Raw genomic sequence first — 20,899 nt, forward strand, 5'->3', positions numbered from 1 at the left:
AGCCGGCAGCGTCAGCGCTGTGCGTCGCGTGGCCGCGTGATGCGGCCGCCACCGCGTTCTGTTCACGCTGCCGTCTACAGGGGATCGCATGCACCAACGCCACGAAGGGCCGCCCGACGTTCCGTCCGGCGAGGCCTATGCCAGCCAGTTGCGCGACGGCTTCGCCACGCTGCGCTTCGCCCCGCCGCTGGAACTGGCCTATCGCCGCCACATCGCCTCGACCATGGGCTTCGCGCAGCGCGTGGCGGCCTCGCTGGGGGTGCTGATCGCGCTGCTGCTGCTGGCATGGGACGCGCTGCATTTCGGTTGGCTGGGCGGCGCCGGCCTGGCCGGCTACGCGGTGGCGGTGCGCGCGGCCACCTTGCTGGCGCTGCTGTGGGTGGCGGTGTCGATCCATCGCGCGTCCTCGCACGGGCCGGGCCGGGCGGCGGTGCTGCTGCTGGTCGGCGGCACCGGGCTGGTACTGTCGAGCATCGGCTATCCGCCGCAGGAGCTGCGCTATGCCGCGGCGGTGATGACGCTGGTGATCGTCGCCGGCTTCTTCCCGCTGGGCCTGGCGCTGTGGCAGAGCGTGGCGGTGGCGCTGGCGCTGTGCGCGATCAGCGCCGCGGCCGCGCATCTGCTGCTGGACGGCGCGGCGCGGGACGCCTACCTGCGGCTGCAATGGCTGTTGTGGGCCGCGGTGCCGATCGGCGCGATCGGCGGCTACCTGCGCGAGCATTCGCGGCGCGAAGGCTTCCTGCAGCGGCGGGTGCGCGACGACGAGGCCTTGCGCGACGCGCTCACCGGCCTGGGCGACCGCCGCCGCTTCGACGAGCACCTGGCGGTGGCGCTGGCCGAGACCCGGCGCCTGCAGCGCGGGCTGGCGTTGATCCTGGTCGACGTGGACGGGTACGCCGCCTTCGTGCAGCGCTACGGCCCGCGCGAGGCCGACCGCGCCGTGGTGGACGTGGCCGAAGTGCTGCAATGCCTGCTGCGGCCGATGGACGTGACCATGCGCATCGCCGCCGACCGTTTCGCGCTGGTGCTGTACGACGCCAGCGGCGCGCACCTGCGCCAGGTGGCGCCGGCGCTGCGCGACATGGTCGAGCTGATGGCGATCGAACACGCCGACATGGCCTCCGAACGGCTCGGCGTCAGCGTCGGCGCGCTGCTCGCCGCGCCCACCGACACCGCCGCCACGCTGCTGGAGCGCGCCGAAGCGCTGCTGCAGCGCGCGCGCCTCGGCGGCGGCAACCAGGTGGTGCTGGCCGAGGAGACGGGCTGGTAGAGCGGGTGGGTGTTTTCCGTCAGCCCATTGCAAGTTGTAGGAGCGACTTCAGTCGCGACGGGGCTCTGCCGGTAACGCCTGTCGCGACTGAAGTCGCTCCTACAAAAAATGTCGTTTCATGAATCGCGGCGCCATCTCGAGGATGCGTTGGCGCATTCGACCCGGAGATCGGCCGCTCCGCGACGTGACCGCCTCAGAACGTCCCGCGCTGCACGAACGGCGCCTGCTGGCAGAGGCGGCGTTCGCCGCCGCGCGGGTCGTGCGCCAGGCGGCTGTCCGCTGGCGGGGCGATGGGCGTTTCCCTCAGCCCGATTGCACGTTGTGGGAGCGACTTCAGTCGCGACGGGCTTTACCGGTAACGCCTGTCGCGACTGAAGTCGCTCCTACAAAAATGTCGTTTCACGAATCGCGGCGCCATCTCGAGGACGCGTTGGCGCATTCGACCCGGAGAATCGGCCGCTCCGCGGCGCGACCGCCTCAGAACGTCCCGCGCTGCACGAACGGCGCCTGCTGGTAGAGGCGGCGTTCGCCGCCGCGCGGGTCGTGGGCCAGGCGGCTGTCCGCGTCGAACAGCATGGTCTCGCGCTGGGCCAGCGAATACGGTGCCCAGCGCGGCAACCCGGCATGGCTGGGATCGCCGCGGCGGGCGAAGGCGAGCAGCGCTTCGCTCATCGCGTCGGCCACGCGTTGCGCATCGGCGCCGCCGCCGGTGCGCGCGCCGGGCTGGCGGATGTTGTCGAACACGAGCGGGATGTCCAGGCTGTGGAACGCGCCGAACTTGCCGCCGTCCAGCGGCGAGCCCCAGTCCAGCTGGTAGGCCCAGGTCGGCGCGCCCTGCCGCGCGCGCGCCTCGGCCTCCTCGATCGCGCCACGCCACGAGCGTCCGGCGGTGGTGGCGGCGAAGAACACCTCGCTCGGCGTGTAGTGCGGATACAGCCGCCGGTATTCGGCGATCACCACCTGCGGCAGCAGGTCCACGTATTGTTCCTGCTCCAGCCTGGCCGGCAGCGTGTCCCAGGTCAGCGCGAAGTTGGCCGGATCGTTGCCGAGGAAGGCGCGGGTCTCGTCGTGGGTGTTGCCGATCACCATCGGGATCTGCGCCGACTGCGGCGGCGCGTCGGGCCAGAACGGATGCCGGTGCAGCACCTGCGCGTCCAGCACCGGCCCCAGGTACAGGCCGGTGTTCTCCACCCGCGACGGATCGCGCGTGCGGGTGGCTTCGAGCAGGCGCTGCATCGGCAGCGTGCGCAGCGCGGCCAGTTGCGTGGCATCGAGCTGCAAGGCCTGCAGCAGCAATTGCGCGCGCTGCGTGGCCGCGCGCGGACCGGCGGCGGTGACCTGCTGGCCGCTCATGGTCCAGGCGCGGTGGAACAGGCCGCGTGCGGCCGGCATCGCCATCAGCGTGGCGATCTTGGCGCCGCCGCCGGACTGGCCGAACACGGTGACGTTGCCGGCATCGCCGCCGAACTCGGCCGCATGCGCGCGCACCCACTGCAGCGCCTGCACCAGGTCGAGCTGGCCGACGTTGCCGGACGCGGCGAACTCCGCGCCGCCCAGCTGCGCCAGATACAGATAGCCGAAGGCGTTGAGGCGATGGTTGACGCTGACCACCACCACGTCGCCGCGCCGGCACAGGCGCACGCCGTCGTATTGCGGGTCGCTGCCGGACCCGTTGTTGTAGGCGCCGCCGTGGATGTAGAACAGGATCGGGCGCTTCGCGCCGTCGCGCAGGGCGGGCGTCCATACGTTGAGGAACAGGCAGTCCTCGCTGGCCGGGTCGAGCTTGAGCTGCGGCGCGGAGGCGGCGTAGCCGCTGCAGTCGCGCACGCCGCGCCAGGGCTGTTCCGGCAGCGCCGGCTGGAAGCGGCGCGGCGCGGTGTCGGCGCCGTAGGGAATGCCCTTGAACACCTGCACGCCCCGATCGCGGTAGCCGCGGATGCGCCCGCTGCGGGTGCGCGCCAGTGGCGCGTCCGGATCGGCGGACGCCGGCGCGGCGCCGGCGCTGCCGCCAGGCAAGGCGCCGCTCAATGCCAGTGCGCCGAGCGCGCTGCCGTGCAGGAAGCGGCGGCGGCCATGGTCGTCGGGTGCGGCGGATGCCGCGGCAAGGTCGGCAGGCGGGATGGCGGCGGGTGTGGTCATGCGTGGCGGAGTCCGTGGGCAAGCGCCGCCGGAGGCGGGCGAAGGCCCGGGCCGGCAGCGGAAAGGGTCGGGCAGGTGCCGCGCGGCCCGCCTGCGGCGAGCGCCGCGCGGGGCGGCCTGATGCGGGCGGTGTTCGGGCGCTGGGTCATGGCGGGCTGTTGCATGGCATCGCGGCGGTGCCTGTCATCGCGTCGGCGCGTTGGGCGGAATCGGCGCCCGCGCGCCGGCATCGCCTTGCACGCTGCGCATCCATTCCAGCGCCAGCGCCGGCCACGCCGCCAGCGGCTTGCCGGCGATCCCGCGGGTACCGAAGCCATGGCCGCCGTGCGCGAACAGGTGCAGTTCCGCCGGCACCCCGGCCTGGCGCAGCGCCTGGTAGAACAGCAGGCTGTTCTCCACCGGCACCACGCGGTCGTCCTGCGCATGCACCAGGAAGGTCGGCGGCATCGCCGCTCCCACGCGGTTCTGCAGCGAATAGGCGGCCATCGTGGCGGCATCGGGGTGCTTGCCGAGCAGCCGCAGGCGCGAGCCGGTGTGCGCCGCGGTGCCGCTGCCCATGTCGATGACCGGGTACAGCAGCAGCAGGAAGTCCGGCCGCGCGCTGAGCCGGTCGATCGCATCGCCCGGCGGATAGACCCGCTCGTCGTAGCGGGTGCCGAGGCTGGCGGCGACGTGCCCGCCGGCGGAGAAGCCGATCGCGCCGACCCGCTGCGGGTCCACGCCGTAGTCGGCGGCGCGGGCGCGGATCAGGCGCAGCGCACGCTGCGCGTCGGCCAGCGGCTGGTCGCGCTGCGCGGCCGCGTCGGCGCCCGCCGCCTCCGCGTCGGGCAGGCGATAGCGCAGCACGAACAGGGTGATGCCCGCCTGTTCGGCGAAGATCGGCAGCAGCGCCGTGCCTTCCTTGTCCAGCACGATGCGCGCGTAGCCGCCGCCGGGCGCGACCAGCAGCGCACTGCCGTTCGGCGTTTTCGGCCGGTACACCACCAGGTAGGGCTGGTAGCGGCCGCTGATGATGCGGTCGGGCAGCGCCGGGTCGTCGCTGCGTTCGACGATGCGCGCCTGTTCCGGGCCGGGTGCGGAGCCCGGTGCCGGGCCAGGCCATAGCGGCAACCGCGAGGCGCGTTCGGCGGCGGTCTCGCTGCCGGGACGCTCGGCCGCGAGCGCGGGGCAGCCGAGCGCCAGCGCCAGCAGCACACCCAAGGCGCCACGCCGTCGCCGGCACCACGCCAGCGCGCCGACCGCATGCCGCAGGATCGCCCGCGCGGCCCGATCCTGCCGGCCGTCGCGGCTGCCGCCGATGCCGCCGCCGGCAGTTTGCGCATCCGCCACGCCAGCCCACACCGTTGTCGTCGTCTTCCGCATCCGTCGCCCTCCCAGGTTCAAGGATGTGCAGCTAATCCGCTCCCATGGCACTGCGCAAGCCGCGATGCGATCCGCAAGCCGCCACAACCGCCGCCGCCACCGAATCGCCACTCCCAAATCCCCAATCCCGGCTTTTTGCCGCACCGCACATTGCCAATGACACCGGTTTACCATATACAACTGCGCAACGCGTTGTCGATGAGCGGCGCAGCAATTTCCAATCCCCCAACTTTCTTGCGGAGATGCCCTTGAGCACTCATTCCGGCCCTTCGGATACGCCACCGTCCGCGCTGGCCGACATCGCGGCCTGCTTCGTCCAGGCCCGCCAGCAGGGCCGTGCGCTGCCCGGGTTCCCCGGCACCATCCCCGACGACCTGGAAACCGCCTACCGCGTGCAGGACCTGGCGATCGCGCAGTGGCCGGACCGGGTGGTCGGCTGGAAGGTCGGCTACATCGGCGTCGAGCGCCGCGACCACTCCGGCGACGAGCGCCTGCTCGGCCCGATCTTCGCCCGCAACCTCTGGAATGCCACCGGTGGAACAACGGACATCCCGATCTTCGCCGGCGGCTTCGGCGCGGTCGAGGCCGAATACGTGATGCGCCTGGACGCCGACGTGCCCGCCGACCAGCTGCACTGGACCCCGGAGCAGGCCGCGCAGGTGCCGTCCACGCTGTTCATCGGCGTGGAAGTGGCCAGCAGCCCGCTGGCCACGATCAACCAGCTGGGGCCGCGCGTGGTGATCTCCGACTTCGGCAACAACAACGGCCTGGTCCTGGGGCCGCAGGTCGCCGACTGGACCACGCTGGACGAGGCCGCACTGCTGGCGGAAACCTTGATCGAGGGCCAGCGCGTGGGCAGCGGCGGTGCCACCCTGTTGCCGGGCGGGCTGCGCGCGGCGTTCGCGTTCGCGCTGGCGCGCTCGGCGCGCCGCGGCCGGCCGCTCAGGCGCGGCGAGCTGATCGCCACGGGCAACGCCACCGGCATCCACGACATCGCCGTCGGCCAGCACGCGACGATCCGCTTCGACGGCTATGGCGAACTTCATTGCAGGGCCGTCGCGGCCTGAGCCGCGGCACGCCGACGACGCGCGGGAGGGCGCAGCATGATCACTCGTAGAGGTTTCCTTGGCGCGGGACTGGCCGCGGCCGCGGCCGCCCCGCTGGGCACGCTGGCCCAGGTTGGCGGCGGCGGCCAGCTGCTGACCGCCACCGACGTGCACGTGGCCGACTACCCCACCGTGGAGGCGGTGCGCTGGTTCGGGCAGACCCTGGAGCGGCAGACCGGCGGGCGGCTGAAGCTGCGCCAGTACCACTCCGGCCAGCTCGGCCGCGAAGCCGAAGCGATCGACATGGCCCGCTTCGGCGCCATCGACATCACCCGGGTCTATTCCGGCGCGCTCAACAACGCCTTCCCGCTGACCCAGGCGCTGTGCCTGCCGTACGTGTTCGATTCGGTGGCGCACCTGCGCCGCGCGATCGACGGCCATGTCGGCGACAGCATCCTGGCCAGCTTCGAACGGCGCGGCCTGGTCGGCCTGGCCATCTACGACTGCGGCGCGCGCTGCTTCTACAACACCAAGCATCCGCTGCAGCGGCCCGAAGACCTGCACGGGCTGAAGCTGCGCGTGGCCTCGTCGGACATCTTCCTCAAGCTGATGCGCATGCTCGGCGCCAATCCCACGCCGATGTCGCTGGGCGAGACCTTCTCGGCGATGGAGACGCACATGATCGACGGCGCCGAGAACAACATGCGCAGCTTCCAGTCCAGCCGCCATTTCGAGGCCGCGCGCTACTGGTCGCAGAGCGAGCATTCCTACGCGCCGGACGTGCTGGTGATGTCGCAGCGCAGCTTCCAGGCGCTGTCGCCCGGCGACCGCGCGCTGGTGCTGGAGACCGCGCGGCAATCGGTGGCGGTGATGCGCACGCTGTGGGACGCATCCGAGGCGCAGGCGCGCCAGGAAGTGACCGACTACGGCGTGGCGCTCAACGAAGTGGACATGCCCGCCTTCCGCAAGGCCGCCGCGCCGCTGCTGGCCGAGTACCGCCGGCAGCCGGAGATCGAAGCCGTGTACCGCCGCATCCGCGATTTCGCCTGAGGCCCTGCCGATGACCGACCACGACACTGCCCTGCCGGTGGCGCCGCTGCAGCGGCTGCTGGACCGGATCTCCAACCTCGCCATCGGCATCGCCGCCGCCGCCCTGCTCGGGCTGGTGGTGGTGCAGGGCTGGCAGGTGTTCACCCGCTACGTGCTCAACGATTCGCCGAGCTGGACCGAGCCGGTGACGCTGCTGCTGCTGAGCACCGCGATGAGCATGGCCGCGGCGGCCGGCGTGCACACCCGGCGCCATTTCGGCTTCTTCCTGCTGGCCGAGAAGATGCACGCCCACGTGCGCCGGGCGATCGACCTGATCCGCCCGCTGATGATCGTCGCCATCGGCGTGGTCATCGCCTGGTGGGGCGGCGTGCTGCTGCTGGACGGGCTGGACATCAAGATGGCCGGCGCCGCGCTGCCGCAGAGCATCAACTACCTGCCGCTGGCGATCGGCGGCGCGCTGATGAGCGTGTTCGCGCTGCACCAGGCCTGGCAGGTGCTGCGCCCTGCCACCGCCGAAGGAGTGAACTGATCCATGGCCATTGCAATCCTGCTCGGGCTGTTCGTGCTGCTGCTGCTGATCGGCGTGCCGGTGGCCTATGCGCTGGGCGCCGCGGCGCTGGCGACGATCCTGTACCTGGACCTGCCGGCCATCGTGCTGGTGCAGCAGATCTCCGCCGGCAGCGGCTCGGCGTCGCTGATCGCCATTCCGTTGTTCATCTTCGCCGGCGAGCTGATGCTGCGCGGCGGCATCTCCGAACGCCTGATCGCGCTGGCCTCCTCGCTGGTGGGGCGCATGCGCGGCGGCCTGGGCCAGGTCAGCGTGCTGTCCTCGCTGTTCTTCGGCGGCGTGTCCGGCTCGGCCATCGCCGACGTGTCGGCGGTCGGCGGCACGATGATCCCGCAGATGATCAAGCGCGGCTACGACCGCGACTACGCGGTCAACGTGAGCATGACCGCGGCGCTGGTGGCGCTGCTGGTGCCGCCCTCGCACAACCTGATCCTGTTCTCGGCCGCGGCCGGCGGCGGGCTGTCGATCGCCGACCTGTTCGCCGCCGGCATCTTCCCGGCGCTGCTGATGACCGCGGCGATGATGGTCACCGGCTACGCGGTGGCGCGCTCGCGCGGCTACGGCACCGAGCCGTTCCCGGGCTGGCGCGCGGTGGCGCTGCGCCTGGTCGGCGCGCTGCCCGGGCTGGGCCTGGTCGCGCTGATCTTCGTCGGCATCCGCGCCGGTATCTTCACCGCGGTGGAGAGCGCGGCGATCGCGGTGGTGTACGCGCTGATCGTCACCGCGCTACTGTACCGGCAGCTGCGCTGGAGCGAGTTCTTCGCCGCGGTCACGCACGCCTCGCGCACCACCGGCGTGATCCTGTTCGTGATCGCCACCGCGGCGGTGTTCGGCTGGCTGCTGGCCTACCTGCAGGTGCCGGCGGCGGCGGTGAAGTTCCTGCAGTCCATCGCCGACAGCAAGAACACCGTGCTGCTGATGATCGTGGTGATGCTGCTGCTGCTGGGCATGTTCATGGACCTGGCGCCGAAGATCCTGATCTGCACGCCGATCTTCCTGCCGGTGGTGAAGGCCTACGGCATCGACCCGATCCATTTCGGGCTGGTGATGGTGCTGGCCGGCGGCATCGGCCTGATCACCCCGCCGATCGGCTCGGTGCTGTTCATCGGCACCTCGATCGGGCAGATCACCATCGCCCAGAGCATGCGCACGATCTGGCCGTTCTGGCTGGCGGCGCTGTGCGTGCTGCTGATCGTGGCGTTCTTCCCGGAACTGTCGCTGTGGCTGCCGCGCGCGTTGCGCGCCTGATCCATCGCGGGCGCGGCCGCGGTCGGCGCCGGCCGCGCCCTTGCACGCGCCCGCTGCGGCGCGCGAACCAGGAGTGCAAAGCATGACCTCGCCTACGACCTCGTCCCGCGCGCGCTGGCTGTTGCTGGCCGGCCTGCTCGCCGCCAGCGCGCTGGCGCCCGCCGCCGACTGGAAACGCGGCATCGAAGGCCAGCGCATCGCCGACCAGGGCGACGGCACCTTCCTCAACCCGGTGCTGGCCGGCGACCACCCCGATCCGTCGGTGCTCAAGGACGGCGAGGACTACTACCTCACCCTGTCCTCGTTCGACGCCTATCCCGGCCTGCCGATCTGGCATTCGCGCGATCTGGTCAACTGGCAGCCGCTGGGCCACGCCATCACCGAGAACGTCGGTGCGATCTGGGCGCCGGACCTGGTCAAGCACGGCAGTCGCTACTACATCTATTTCCCGGCGCGGCGCGGCGAGCAGGGCGAGCGCAGCAACTTCGTGGTCTGGGCCGACGACATCAAGGGGCCGTGGAGCGCGCCGGTCGACATCGGCCTGGGCAAGTACATCGACCCCGGCCACGCGGTCGGCGAGGACGGCAAGCGCTACCTGTTCCTGAGCGGCGGCGACTACGTGCAGCTGTCCGACGACGGGCTCAAGGTGGTCGGCACGCCCAGGCACGTGTACGACGGCTGGAAGTACCCGGAGAGCTGGGACGTGGAAGCCTATGCCCAGGAGGGGCCGAAGATCACCCGCCGCAACGGCTGGTACTACATGACCACCGCGGTCGGCGGCACCGCCGGCCCGCCGACCGGGCACATGGTCATCACCGCCCGCTCGCGCTCGATCCACGGGCCGTGGCGCAACGCGCCGAACAACCCGATCACCCGCACCAGGAGCGCGTCCGAACCGTGGTGGTCGCGCGGCCACGCGACCCTGGTCGAGGGCACCGACGGGCGCTGGTGGATGCTCTACCACGGCTACGAGAACGGCTACTGGACGCTGGGCCGGCAGGCGCTGCTGGAGCCGATCGAATGGACCGCCGACGGCTGGTTCGTGGCCAAGGGCGGCGACCTCGGCACGCCGCTGAAGAAGCCCAGCGGGCAGGCGCTGCCGCACGGCCTGGCGCTGTCGGACGATTTCCGCGGCGGCCGGCTCGGCCCGCAGTGGGCGTTCTTCAACCCCGGCCGCGACGAGGCGCGGCGGCTGAGTTTCGGCGACGGCACGCTGAGCGTGCAGGGCAAGGGCCGCGCCCCGCGCGACAGCTCGCCGCTGACCGTGATCGCCCCCGACCAGGCCTACCAGTTCGACGTGGAGATGGAGATCGAGCCCGGCGCGCAGGGCGGCGCGCTGCTGTTCTACAGCGAGCGCCTGTACGTGGGGGTGGGCAGCAACGGCGAGGCCTTCGTCATGCACCGCTACGGCGAGGAGCGCCCGGCGCAGCTGGCGCCCAGCGCCAAGGGCGGGCGGCTGTGGCTGCGGGTCCGCAACGACCGCCACATCGTCACCGTCCACAGCAGCCGCGACGGCAGGACCTGGACCAAGTATCCGGTGCAGATGGAAGTGTCCGGCTACCACCACAACGTCGCCGGCAAGTTCCTGGCGCTGAAGCCGGCGCTGTATGCGGCCGGAAATGGAAAGGTGCATTTCCGCCGATTCCGCTACCGCGCGCTGGAGTGAACATGACTACCGGTAGAATCCGCCCTCTTCCGTCCGGTTTTCCGTCCATGGCGCCGAGCAAACCCATTTCCGCCGATGTGCACGCCTCCGTCCACGGCAAGGCGGCGACGATCAACGACATCGCGCGCCTGTCGGGGGTGTCGAAGAAGACGGTGTCGCGGATCATCAACAACTCGCCGCTGGTGCGCAAGGACACGCGCGAGAAGGTCGAGGCGCTGATGCGCGAGGTCGGCTACGCGCCGGACCCGCTGGCGCGCGGGCTGGCGTTCCGGCGTTCGTTCCTGATCGGCATGGTCTACGACAACCCGACCGCGCAGTACATCGTGGACATGCAGTACGGTGCGCTGGACGCGCTGCGCGGCTCCAGCTTCGAACTGGTGGTGCATCCGTGCGACAGCCGCAGCCCCGGCTACATCGAGGGCGTGCGCCGCTTCGTGCAGCAGCAGAAGCTGCACGGCGTGATCCTGGTGCCGCGCGCCTCCGAGGACCAGGCGCTGGCGGACATGCTCGCCGGCATCGGCGTGCGCTACACCCGCATCGCCTCGCTGCCGCTGGACGCCACCTCGCAGATGGTGGTCACCCACGACCGCGACGGCGCCGCCGAGGCCGCCGACTACCTGCTGTCGCTGGGCCACCGCGAGATCGCACTGATCACCGGCCCCAGCGCCTACCGCTCCGCGCACGAGCGCACCGCCGGCTTCATCGACGCGCTGACCCGGCGCGGCATCGAACTGCCGCCGGAGCGCATCGTCGAGGCCGGCTACACCTTCGAATCGGGCGTGGCCGCGGCCGAGAAACTGCTGCTGGGCAAGCAGCGCCCCAGCGCGATCTTCACCGGCAACGACGAGATGGCGGCCGGCGTGTACAAGGTCGCGCTGCGCGCCGGCATCAACATTCCGCGCCAGCTGTCGATCATCGGCTACGACGACAGCCCGCTGGCCTCGCGCCTGTGGCCGTCGCTGACCTCGGTCCGCCGCCATACCCGCGACACCGGCCGCACCGCCGCGGCCATGCTGATCCAGCCCGAAGGCACCCCGGCCCTGGCGATCGCCAGCGTGCGCCCGCACCTGATCGTGCGCGACTCCTGCCAGCCCCCGGAAGACTAGCGCGGCACTGTCCGCCGCGCGGGCAGGCGCCGAGCCTGCCGAATCCCCGCGCCTTGCCAAAGGGGGCTTTTCTCCAGACGGGATGCGCTGTCGCCAAGAGATCGGCTGCCCGATACATCGCCATGCCTGCAGCGCCAGCAAGCGTGCTGGCGCCGATTGCTCGTCCAGACTCTCCGCCGCTGGCCGCTGGCCGCTGGCCGCTGGCCGCTGGCCGCTGGCCGCTGGCCCGAATCCCGAATCCCGAATCCCGAATCCCGAATCCCGAATCCCGAATCCCGAATCCCGAATCCCGAATCCCGAATCCCGAATCCCGAATCCCGAATCCCGAATCCCGAATCCCGAATCCCGAATCCCGAATCCCGAATCCCGAATCCCTGCCTTTCGTGCACTGCGCAATGACACCGGTTTACCAGGGCGGCTAGAATGCCTCCCTGCGAGCCGTCGCCAGCCCCTGCTTGCCCCCGGAGATCCCCATGTCCCTGTACTGCAAGACCCACTACGCCACCCATCCCGACGCCATCAAGGGCGCCAGCAACGACCAGCTGCGCGAGCTGTACCTGCTCGATGGCCTGTTCGCCGACGACGCGGTCACGCTGAAGTACACCCACTACGAGCGCTTCGTGCTCGGCGGCGCGGCGCCGGTGGGCAGGACGGTGGCCTTGCCGAAGCAGACCGAGCCGGCTTCCGCCGCCGGGCATGCGTTCCTGGAGCGCCGCGAGCTGGGCGTGATCAACGTCGGCGCCGGCAGCGGCACGGTCACCGTGGACGGCACCGCCTACGCGCTCGGCCCGAAGGACGGCCTGTACGTGGCGATGGGCAGCGAGGAAGTGACGTTCGCGTCCGACGATGCGGCCAACCCGGCCAGGTTCTACCTGGCCTCGACCCCGGCCCACGCGCGCTTCCAGACCAAGCAGCTGTCGATCAAGGACGCGGTGGCGCTGGACCGCGGCGCGCTGGAGACCAGCAACGAGCGCACCATCTACCAGTACATCGTGCCGGCCACCTGCCAGTCCTCGCAGCTGCTGCTGGGCCTGACCGTGCTCAAGCCCGGCAGTGTCTGGAACACCATGCCGCCGCACCTGCACGATCGCCGCAGCGAGGTCTATTTCTATTTCGACCTCGGCGCCAACGACCGCGTCTACCACTTCATGGGCGAACCCGACGCGCAGCGCCACATCGTGATCCAGAACGACGAGGCAGTGGTCTCGCCGCCATGGTCGATCCACATGGGCGCCGGCACCAGCAACTACGCCTTCATCTGGGCGATGGGCGGCGAGAACCTGGACTACACCGACATGCACGTGCTGGACATCTGCCAGCTCAAGTAGCGCGCCGCCGCTTTCCACCGCATCCGCATCACCCCTAGGGAGCACCCGCAATGACGAACCCGTTCAGTCTCGAAGGCAAGGTCGCACTGGTCACCGGCGCCAACACCGGTCTCGGCCAAGGCATCGCCCTGGCCTTGGCGCAGGCCGGCGCCGACATCGCCGCCGCCGGCATCCAGGCGCCGACCGAGACCGAAGCGAAGGTCAAGGCGTTGGGCCGCCGCTTCGTCGCCATCGAGGCCAACCTGGTCAGCATCGAGCCGGTGCAGCGCGTGCTCGACGAGACCCTGGCCGGCCTCGGCGGCCTGGACATCCTGGTCAACAATGCCGGGCTGATCCGCCGGGCCGACGCGGTGGACTTCAGCGAGCAGGACTGGGACGACGTGATGAACGTCAACATCAAGTCCGCGTTCTTCATGGCGCAGGCCGCCGGCCGCCACTTCATCGCCCAGGGCCGCGGCAAGATCATCAACATCGCCTCGATGCTGTCCTTCCAGGGCGGCATCCGCGTGCCGTCCTACACCGCCAGCAAGTCCGGCATCGCCGGCATCACCCGGCTGCTGGCCAACGAGTGGGGCGCCAAGGGCGTCAACGTCAACGCCATCGCGCCCGGCTACATGGCCACCGACAACACCGCGCAGCTGCGCGCCGACGCGGCGCGCAACCAGTCGATCCTGGAGCGTATCCCGGCCGGGCGCTGGGGCGTGCCGGAAGACCTGGGCGGCACCGCGGTGTTCCTGGCCAGCAGCGCCTCGGACTACGTCAACGGCACCATCATCCCGGTCGACGGCGGCTGGCTGGCGCGCTGAGCCCAGCCCGCGCAGCGCCCCAGCCCTCGCTTCTTCCCTCTGCGGGAGAAGGTGCCCGCAGGGCGGATGAGGGTCGGCAGCGCACGCAGACCGCGTCGATCACACGCACCGCTTTCCCCCGCAATCGGAGACACCCATGAAAATCGCACTGATGAATGAGTTCAGTCAGGCCGCCAAGAACCCGGTGATCCTGCAGCAGCTCAACGACGTGGCCGGCGCACAGGGCCACAGCGTGTTCAACGTCGGCATGGACGGCGACAACGACCATCGCCTGACCTACATCCACCTGGGCATCGTCGCCAGCCTGCTGCTGAACTCCAAGGCCGTGGACTTCGTGGTCGCCGGCTGCGGCACCGGCCAGGGCGCGATGATGTCGCTCAATGCCTACCCGGGCGTGTTCTGCGGCTACTGCATCGAGCCGACCGACGCCTACCTGTTCGCCCAGGTCAACAACGGCAATGCGCTGGCGCTGGCCTTCGCCAAGGGCTACGGTTGGGGCGCGGAGATCAACGTGCGCTACATCTTCGAGAAGGCCTTCAGCGGCGAGCGCGGCATGGGCTACCCGGCCGAGCGCCGCGAATCGCAGCAAGCCAACGCCGGCATCCTGGCCCAGGTCAAGCAGGCCACCGCCAAGCCCTACCTCGACGGCCTGCGCGCGATCGATCCGGAACTGGTCAAGCAGGCGGTCGGCGGCGCGCGCTTCCAGCAGTGCTTCTTCGACCACGCGCAGGACGCGGAGATCCGCGCCTTCGTCGCCGGCGTGCTGGGCAGGCCGGAAGCCGCAGCGGCCTGACCGCACGACGCACCGCGCTCGAGCCCCTCTCCCGCGGGAGAGGGGCTGGGGCGAGGGCCGAACACGATCGACCAACCGGCACCACGCTTCCCTGTCGGCTCGGCGTGCCTCTCGCCGACAGGCGCAGAGTGCCAAGCGCAGACACAGCGCAGCGGAGTCCCTCATGCGCCTGCTCTTTTCCGCATTGCTGTTGCTCCACGCCGCTGCCGCCTGCGCCGAACCGCAGCGCGTGTTCATCGCCGGCGATTCCACCGCGGCCGAATACGGCCCCGAGCGCGCGCCGCAGGCCGGCTGGGGCCAGGCCTTGCAGAGTTATCTGGATCCGGCCGCCTGGCAGGTGCGCAACCACGCCAAGGGCGGGCGCAGCGCGCGCAGCTTCATCGCCGAAGGCCGCCTCGACGCGATCGCCAAGGACCTGCGCCGCGGCGACGTGCTGCTGATCCAGTTCGGCCACAACGACGCCAAGGTCGAAGATCCCAGCCGCTACGACGACCCGCAGCAGGCCTATCCGCACTACCTGGCGCGCTACGTGGCGCTGGCCCGTGACAAGGGCGCCACGCCGATCCTGCTCACCCCGGCCGCGCGCCTGCTCTACGACTTCGGCTCGCTGCTCGACACGCACGGACGCTACACCCAGGCGATGCAGCGCCTGGCCGCCGAGCAGCAGGTGGCGCTGATCGATCTCAACGCCAGCAGCAGCGCCTGGATCCGCGCGCTGGGCGAACAGGCGGCCAGGCCGTATTTCCTGTTCGTGCCGGAACAGGGCAAGGCCGACGGCACCCATTTCAGCCACGCCGGCGCGGCCGCGGTGGCGTGCCTGGTGGTGCGCGACTGGGCGGCGCTGCAGCCGACGCTGAAGGCGCAATTGCGCCGCGACATCGACTGCGGCATGCCGGCGGCGGACACGCCGGCAGCGCCGCCCTCGCCCGCTGCAGCGGCGGCGCCGTCGCCATCGCTGGTCGTGCACGAACGCGACCTCGCCCGCACGCAACCCGGCCCGCACGGCGGCCCCGGCGAAACCACCGCCCATCCGTTCTTCGCCGATGCCCCCGGCCTGGCCTTCGTGCTGCGCAAGCGCGTGCTGCACAAGGGCGCCGGCATCGGCCTGCACCTGCACCACAAGGACGAGATCTACTACATCGTCAGCGGCCGCGGCCTGTACGCGCTGGACGGCAAGCAGTACGAGGTCGGCCCCGGCCATGCGCTGCTGACGCGCGCGGGCAGCACGCATGCGCTGCAGCAGGTGGGCGAGGACGACCTGGTGGTGATGTTGGCGTATCCGGCCGCAAAGCCCGCTGGCGCCAATTGACAGGCGTGGCGCGGCGCCCTGCCGAAGTCGTCGCGTTGCATGAGGCGGCGCACCAGGGACTGCTCCTGCACCAACGCGCGCTTCGCCGCGAATGCATCCATTGATCGTCCAGCCCAACCGTCATTCGCTGAGCACCGCGCCTGCATGCTGCCGCCTGCCGCAGCATGCGTTCACCCGCGATGGATCGACACGCCGCCATCCACCAGCATCGCCGCGCCGGTGACGAACGAGGCCGCATCCGAGGCCAGGAACAGCGCGGCGCGGGCCACTTCCTCGGGCATGGCCAGGCGCTTGAGCGCGTGCAGCTGCGCCGCCTGCGCCATGGCCTCCGGCGTGGTCTGCATCGTGTGCGCCAGCGGCGTGTCGGTGCCGCCCGGCAACAGCGCGTTGACGCGGATGGCGTAGGCGCCGAACTCGCTGGCCAGCGTCTGGGTCAGGCCGATCAGGCCGGACTTGCTCGCCGCATACGCCGCGGTGCCGGCGAAGCCGACGGTATGGCCGACGAAGGTCGAGGTGAAGATCAGCGAGCCGCCGCCGCGTGCGCGCATGGCCGGCAGCTGGTGTTTGGCGCCGAAGAAGGCGCTGTCGAGGTTGGTGGCCAACGCATCGCGCCAGCCGGCGGCGGACACCCCGGGCGTCGGCCCCATCTCGCCCAGCGTGCCGGCATTGTTGAAGGCGATATCCAGGCCGCCGAAATGTTCCTGCGCCGCTTCCACCAGCGCACGCGCATGGTCTTCCTCGCGCACGTCGCCGGGCAACGCGAGCGCGCGGCCACCGGATGCGTCGATCTCCTCGGCGAGCCGTTGCAACAGCTCCCCGCGCCTTGCGCTCAGCACGACCGCCGCGCCGCGCTGCGCGAACAGCAGCGCCGCCGCGCGGCCGATGCCCGAACTGGCGCCGGTCACGATCGCCACCTTGTTCTTGAGTTCCGTCATGGGGTGCTCCTGTGTCGTTGGGGACACGGAGCATGCGGCGGCCGGGTCGTCGGCGCTGGCTGGATCCGGACGCGGCTGCCTTCGACGGGAAGTGATGAGCGGGCGCCGATCGTTGTCGACCACGGGCGTGCCGTGGATGCACGCGAGGCTCGCCCTGCGCGACAGCGTCAGCGCCCCGTCGGGCGCCGCCGCCGGATCGGCTCGGTCCGCGCTAAAGACGCGCGCACTGCAGCGAACGTGCGGACTCAAACGTCTCCGTCGCTGGCCCAGCCCTCGCCGCTGCCGCGCTGGAACACGCGGTCCTCGGCCTGCACGTCGCCGGCGGCGATGTGCGCCTGGTCGCGCAGCTGCGCGTAGAGCGGAGTGAAGTCCGGTGCGGTCGCCTGCATCAGCTGTTCGAAGCTGTCGATGACGAAGTAGGTCTTCTGGAAGGTGTCGATGCGGTAGCGGGTGCGCATGATCCGCGCCAGGTCGAAGCCGATGCGGTTGGGCGCGGCCGATTCCAGCGAATGCAGCGATTCGCCCTTCGACGAGACGATGCCGGCGCCATAGATGCGCAGGCCATCGGGCGTATCGATCAGGCCGAACTCCACCGTGTACCAGTACAGCCGGGTGAGGTTCTGCAGCGCGTCCGGGCCGATGCCGTGCGCCTTCACTCCGCCGCGCCCGTAGGCTTCCATGTAGTCGGCGAACACCGGGTTCATCAGCAACGGCACGTGGCCGAACAGGTCGTGGAACAGGTCCGGCTCGGCGATGTAGTCGATCTGCTCGGGGCGGCGGATCCACCAGGTCACCGGGAAGCGGCGGTTGGCCAGGTGGTCGAAGAAATCCAGTTCCGGCAGCAGGCCTTCGACCCCGACCAGGGTCCAGCCGGTGGCCGCGGCCAGCACCTCGTTGAGCTGGTCGAAGCGCGGGATCGCCTGCGGGCTCATGCCCATCGCGTCCTGCGCCTGCAGGAATTCGTCGCAGGCGCGGCCGACCAACAGTTCGCGCTGGCGCTGGTACAGCGTGCCCCAGGTGGCGTGGTCGTCGGCGCTGTAGCTGTCCCAGGGCTGCGCGACCACGGCGGTGGTGTAGACCGGCACGTAGCCCTTGTCGGTCTGCTGGTGTTCGACGCGGCGTGCGGTATCCATGGCGGTCGGCTCCGGGAGGGTAGCTGTGATGGTAGGCGCCAAGCCGCGCAATGGGCTTGCGAAGTTGCGCGATTGCGGCCGCTGCGCGCAAGATTGTTGCAACGATTCCATGTTGCAGAGCAATAAATGACCGATCCGGCCCTGTTCGACCGCACCGACCTGCGCCTGCTGGCCCTGCTGCAGCGGCAGGGCCGGGCCAGCAATGCCGAGCTGGCCGCGCAGGTGAACCTGTCGCCGTCGGCCTGCCTGCGCCGGGTGCAGCGGCTGGAGGCCGACGGGATCGTGGCCGGCTACGCGGCGCGGCTGGTGCCCGGCGCGATCGGCCTGGGACTGCAGGCGTTCGTGCGCGTGCAGCTGGAAAAGCACGGGCAAAGCGGCATCGCCCATTTCGCCGACAGCGTGCAGGGCTGGGACGAGGTGGTCGCCTGCCATGCGCTGACCGGCGACATGGACTACCTGCTGCACGTCTACGTGCGCGACCTGGCGCATTTCTCCGCGTTCCTGCTGGACAAGCTGCTCAACGCCGCCGGCGTGGCCGACGTCAATTCCAGCTTCGTGCTGCGCACGGTCAAGGACTTCGCCGGCCTGCCGCTGCCGCGCGGCTGAGCGGCTGCCGGGGCGGTAGCGCGCGTGCCGAACGGGGCCAGCGCTTGTTAAGTTGTTGCTAACGATTTACATTTGCGTCTCGCGACGGCCGCAACGGCCCAGCGCCTCCGCTCGATCCCGCCAGCCCCGACCCCGGGCCAGCCATGCCGGATATCCGTGCCGTGGAGCCCGTCTGCGCCCGTCCGTTTCCTCCCCTCTCCCGGCGGCGCGCCAACGCTGGCGCCGCCGCTCAACGACGACGCCGATTCCATGACCCGCTCCGTTCCGCGCCACCTGCTGCACCTCGCCCTGCTGTCCGTCCTGTCCGCCGCCGCGCCGCTGCGCGCCGCCGAGGCCGACGCCAGCCAGCCCACCACGCTGGACAAGGTGGAGGTCAGCGGCAGTCCCACGCGCGCGCAGCCGTCGACGACCACGCGCCTGCCGCTGACCCTGCAGGAGACGCCGCAATCGGTCAGCGTGCTCGGGCTGCAGCGGCTGGAGGAGGAATCGCTGTTCAGCGTCAACGACGTGATGCGCAACGTCACCGGCGTCAACGTCTCCTTCTACGACACGCAGCGCCCGCTGTATTTCGCGCGCGGTTTCCAGATCACCGATTTCCAGGTCGACGGCCTGCCGACCTACAGCGGTTCGACCAACCAGGAATACGACATGGTCTTCTACGACCGGGTCGAGGTGATCCGCGGCGCTAACGGCCTGCTCAGCGGCGCCGGCATTCCCTCGGCCACGGTCAACATGCTGCGCAAGCGCCCCGGCAAGGCGTTCGACGCCTCGTTCGCGGCCACGGCCGGCAGCTGGGAGTTCCGCCGCACCCAGGCCGACGTGACCGCGCCGCTCAGCGACGACGGCCGCTTCCGCAGCCGTTTCGTCGCCGCCTGGCAGGACCGCGACTACTACTACGACCACTACCGCGAGCAGAAGATGTCGGGCATGGCGGTGCTGGAAGGCGACCTGACCGAGTCCACCACGGTGACCGTCGGCTACCAGCGCCAGGACAACGAGCCGGTCGGCTCGACCTGGGGCACGGTGCCGTACTTCGCCGCCGACGGCTCCTTCGCCGACCTGCCCAGCTCGACCAACCTGGCGCCGAAATGGGCGTACTGGAAGCGCGACACGCACACCAGCTTCGCCAACCTGGAGCAGCGCTTCGGCGAGGACTGGCTGCTGAAGGTCAACCTTGCCCGCACCGAGGGCGAGGTGCGCAACCTGCGCGTGTACGGCAGCGGCTATCCGGACCTGCGCGACGGCAGCGGGATCTACCTGCGCGCGGCCGCCGGCGAGACCGCCGACACGCGCGACGGCGTGGACGTGTACCTGTCCGGCACCTTCCCGCTGTTCGGCCGCGACCACGACCTGGTCGTCGGCGGCAGCTGGCAGGACCTGCAGTCGACCACTTCCACCCTGGCGCTGCGCTATCCCACCGATTGGTCCACGTGCGGACGCGAGCGCTGCTACTACATCCCAGATGTCCGCGACTGGGACGGCGACATTTCCGAAATCACCTACGCGCGCACCGGCGCCTCGCGCGTGGTGCGCACCACCCAGCGCGGCGTGTATGCGTCCACGCGCTTGCGCCTGGCCGAGCCGCTGTCGCTGATCGCCGGCGCGCGCCTGAGCTCCTGGGAAACGCGCACGCGCAGCTACGACGCCAGCGGCGCCTACACCGGCACCAGCGGCCGCTACGAGGTCAGCGACGAAGTGACGCCCTACGTCGCCCTGGTCTACGCCATCACCCCGGACATCTCCGCCTACGCCAGCTATACCGAGATCTTCAATCCGCAGAACTACAAGGACAAGGACAACAACCTGCTGGCGCCGGTGGAAGGCTCCAACATGGAAGCCGGCATCAAGGCCGCGCTGTCCGGCGGCCGCGCGCTGCTCAGCGCCGCGCTGTTCGAGGCCCGCCAGGACAACTACGCGGTGCGCGACATGAGCCAGCCCGAAGCGTCGCTGCCCGACGGCAGCTCGGCCTACATCGGCATCGACGGCACCAAGAGCCGCGGCTGGGAAGTGGAGTTCAACGGCGAACTGCGCCCGGGCTGGACGCTCAACGCCGGCTACACCCACGCCAAGGTCACCCGCGCGCCGACCGACGCGATCTACGCCAACCTGCCGGAAGACTACCTGCAGCTGTCCACCCAGTGGCGCCTGCCGGGCGCCTGGCAGCGCTTGAGCATCGGCGGCGGGCTCAGCTGGCAGAGCGCTGTGCGCGGCTACAACATCCCGCGCCCGGTCGGCGACGGCAGTGGCGCCACCGTCCCGGTCACCGTGGTGCAGGACGCCTACACGCTGCTGCACTTCAATGCGAACTACCAACTCAGCGCGCAGTGGACCGCGACGCTGGCCGTGCGCAACGCGCTGGACAAGAAGTACTGGGCGAACCTGGACTACCAGAACTACGGGGAGCCGCGTTTCGTCAGCTTCACCTTGCGCTGGCGTTATTGAGGATCGGCGCGGCAGCGGATGGGCATGGATGCCTGTCCATTGCGCCTTCGTGATTTCGAACTCCACGAGACGCGTCGCGCTGTACCCTCACC

Annotated in this window: 17 protein-coding genes; 13 read left to right on the plus strand and 4 right to left on the minus strand. The window is 70.5% G+C overall.

Features of this window, described 5'->3' with window-relative positions; genetic code table 11:
* Positions 1-88 precede the first annotated feature (88 nt).
* Positions 89-1,270, plus strand: coding sequence for a GGDEF domain-containing protein (locus tag OCJ37_RS00360; protein ID WP_263111675.1), 1,182 nt, complete (start codon positions 89-91; stop codon positions 1,268-1,270).
* Between the two features lie 477 nt (positions 1,271-1,747).
* Here the strand turns inward: OCJ37_RS00360 and OCJ37_RS00365 are convergent, their stop codons facing one another.
* Together OCJ37_RS00365 and OCJ37_RS00370 are read right to left on the minus strand one after the other, a co-directional pair.
* The gene (locus OCJ37_RS00365; protein ID WP_317633239.1) at positions 1,748-3,298 is read right to left on the minus strand and encodes a carboxylesterase/lipase family protein; all 1,551 of its coding nucleotides are present in this window, start codon (positions 3,296-3,298) and stop codon (positions 1,748-1,750) included.
* 294 nt (positions 3,299-3,592) lie between these two features.
* Positions 3,593-4,609 (minus strand): alpha/beta hydrolase, encoded by a 1,017-nt coding sequence (locus OCJ37_RS00370; protein WP_263113763.1) that lies wholly within the window; start codon positions 4,607-4,609, stop codon positions 3,593-3,595.
* Between the two features lie 404 nt (positions 4,610-5,013).
* Here OCJ37_RS00370 and OCJ37_RS00375 point away from each other — a divergent pair, with 404 nt between their 5' ends.
* The 10 genes from OCJ37_RS00375 to OCJ37_RS00420 all read left to right on the plus strand — a co-directional run bounded on the left by OCJ37_RS00375 (position 5,014) and on the right by OCJ37_RS00420 (position 15,691).
* A complete protein-coding gene (locus OCJ37_RS00375; protein WP_263111677.1) occupies positions 5,014-5,838 on the plus strand; it encodes a 2-keto-4-pentenoate hydratase in 825 nt (274 codons plus the stop codon).
* A 36-nt stretch (positions 5,839-5,874) separates the two neighbouring features.
* Positions 5,875-6,867 (plus strand): TRAP transporter substrate-binding protein, encoded by a 993-nt coding sequence (locus OCJ37_RS00380; RefSeq protein WP_263111678.1) that lies wholly within the window; start codon positions 5,875-5,877, stop codon positions 6,865-6,867.
* 10 nt (positions 6,868-6,877) lie between these two features.
* A complete protein-coding gene (locus OCJ37_RS00385) occupies positions 6,878-7,396 on the plus strand; it encodes a TRAP transporter small permease (protein WP_263111679.1) in 519 nt (172 codons plus the stop codon).
* A 3-nt stretch (positions 7,397-7,399) separates the two neighbouring features.
* The gene (locus OCJ37_RS00390) at positions 7,400-8,683 is read left to right on the plus strand and encodes a TRAP transporter large permease (protein WP_263111681.1); all 1,284 of its coding nucleotides are present in this window, start codon (positions 7,400-7,402) and stop codon (positions 8,681-8,683) included.
* A gap of 82 nt (positions 8,684-8,765) precedes the next feature.
* The gene (locus OCJ37_RS00395; RefSeq protein ID WP_263111682.1) at positions 8,766-10,349 is read left to right on the plus strand and encodes a family 43 glycosylhydrolase; all 1,584 of its coding nucleotides are present in this window, start codon (positions 8,766-8,768) and stop codon (positions 10,347-10,349) included.
* Between the two features lie 47 nt (positions 10,350-10,396).
* Positions 10,397-11,455: a LacI family DNA-binding transcriptional regulator gene (locus OCJ37_RS00400; protein ID WP_263111683.1), complete on the plus strand. Its 1,059-nt coding sequence runs from the start codon at positions 10,397-10,399 to the stop codon at positions 11,453-11,455.
* A 473-nt stretch (positions 11,456-11,928) separates the two neighbouring features.
* On the plus strand, positions 11,929-12,783 hold the full coding sequence (gene kduI, locus OCJ37_RS00405) for a 5-dehydro-4-deoxy-D-glucuronate isomerase (RefSeq protein WP_263111684.1): 855 nt from the start codon (positions 11,929-11,931) through the stop codon (positions 12,781-12,783).
* A gap of 50 nt (positions 12,784-12,833) precedes the next feature.
* Positions 12,834-13,589: a 2-dehydro-3-deoxy-D-gluconate 5-dehydrogenase KduD gene (kduD, locus tag OCJ37_RS00410; protein WP_263111685.1), complete on the plus strand. Its 756-nt coding sequence runs from the start codon at positions 12,834-12,836 to the stop codon at positions 13,587-13,589.
* A 136-nt stretch (positions 13,590-13,725) separates the two neighbouring features.
* Positions 13,726-14,382: an RpiB/LacA/LacB family sugar-phosphate isomerase gene (locus tag OCJ37_RS00415; protein WP_263111686.1), complete on the plus strand. Its 657-nt coding sequence runs from the start codon at positions 13,726-13,728 to the stop codon at positions 14,380-14,382.
* 163 nt (positions 14,383-14,545) lie between these two features.
* The gene (locus OCJ37_RS00420; RefSeq protein ID WP_263111687.1) at positions 14,546-15,691 is read left to right on the plus strand and encodes a GDSL-type esterase/lipase family protein; all 1,146 of its coding nucleotides are present in this window, start codon (positions 14,546-14,548) and stop codon (positions 15,689-15,691) included.
* A 170-nt stretch (positions 15,692-15,861) separates the two neighbouring features.
* Here the strand turns inward: OCJ37_RS00420 and OCJ37_RS00425 are convergent, their stop codons facing one another.
* Positions 15,862-16,626, minus strand: a complete 765-nt coding sequence (locus tag OCJ37_RS00425; RefSeq protein ID WP_263111688.1) for an SDR family oxidoreductase — start codon at positions 16,624-16,626, stop codon at positions 15,862-15,864.
* Between the two features lie 245 nt (positions 16,627-16,871).
* Positions 16,872-17,759, minus strand: coding sequence for a phenylalanine 4-monooxygenase (gene phhA / locus OCJ37_RS00430; protein WP_263111689.1), 888 nt, complete (start codon positions 17,757-17,759; stop codon positions 16,872-16,874).
* A gap of 126 nt (positions 17,760-17,885) precedes the next feature.
* Here phhA and OCJ37_RS00435 point away from each other — a divergent pair, with 126 nt between their 5' ends.
* On the plus strand, positions 17,886-18,365 hold the full coding sequence (locus OCJ37_RS00435; RefSeq protein WP_263111690.1) for an Lrp/AsnC family transcriptional regulator: 480 nt from the start codon (positions 17,886-17,888) through the stop codon (positions 18,363-18,365).
* A gap of 249 nt (positions 18,366-18,614) precedes the next feature.
* Positions 18,615-20,807, plus strand: coding sequence for a TonB-dependent siderophore receptor (locus tag OCJ37_RS00440; protein ID WP_263111691.1), 2,193 nt, complete (start codon positions 18,615-18,617; stop codon positions 20,805-20,807).
* Positions 20,808-20,899: the final 92 nt, after the last annotated feature.

This window comes from Xanthomonas sp. AM6 (assembly GCF_025665335.1).
Lineage (GTDB): Bacteria > Pseudomonadota > Gammaproteobacteria > Xanthomonadales > Xanthomonadaceae > Xanthomonas_A.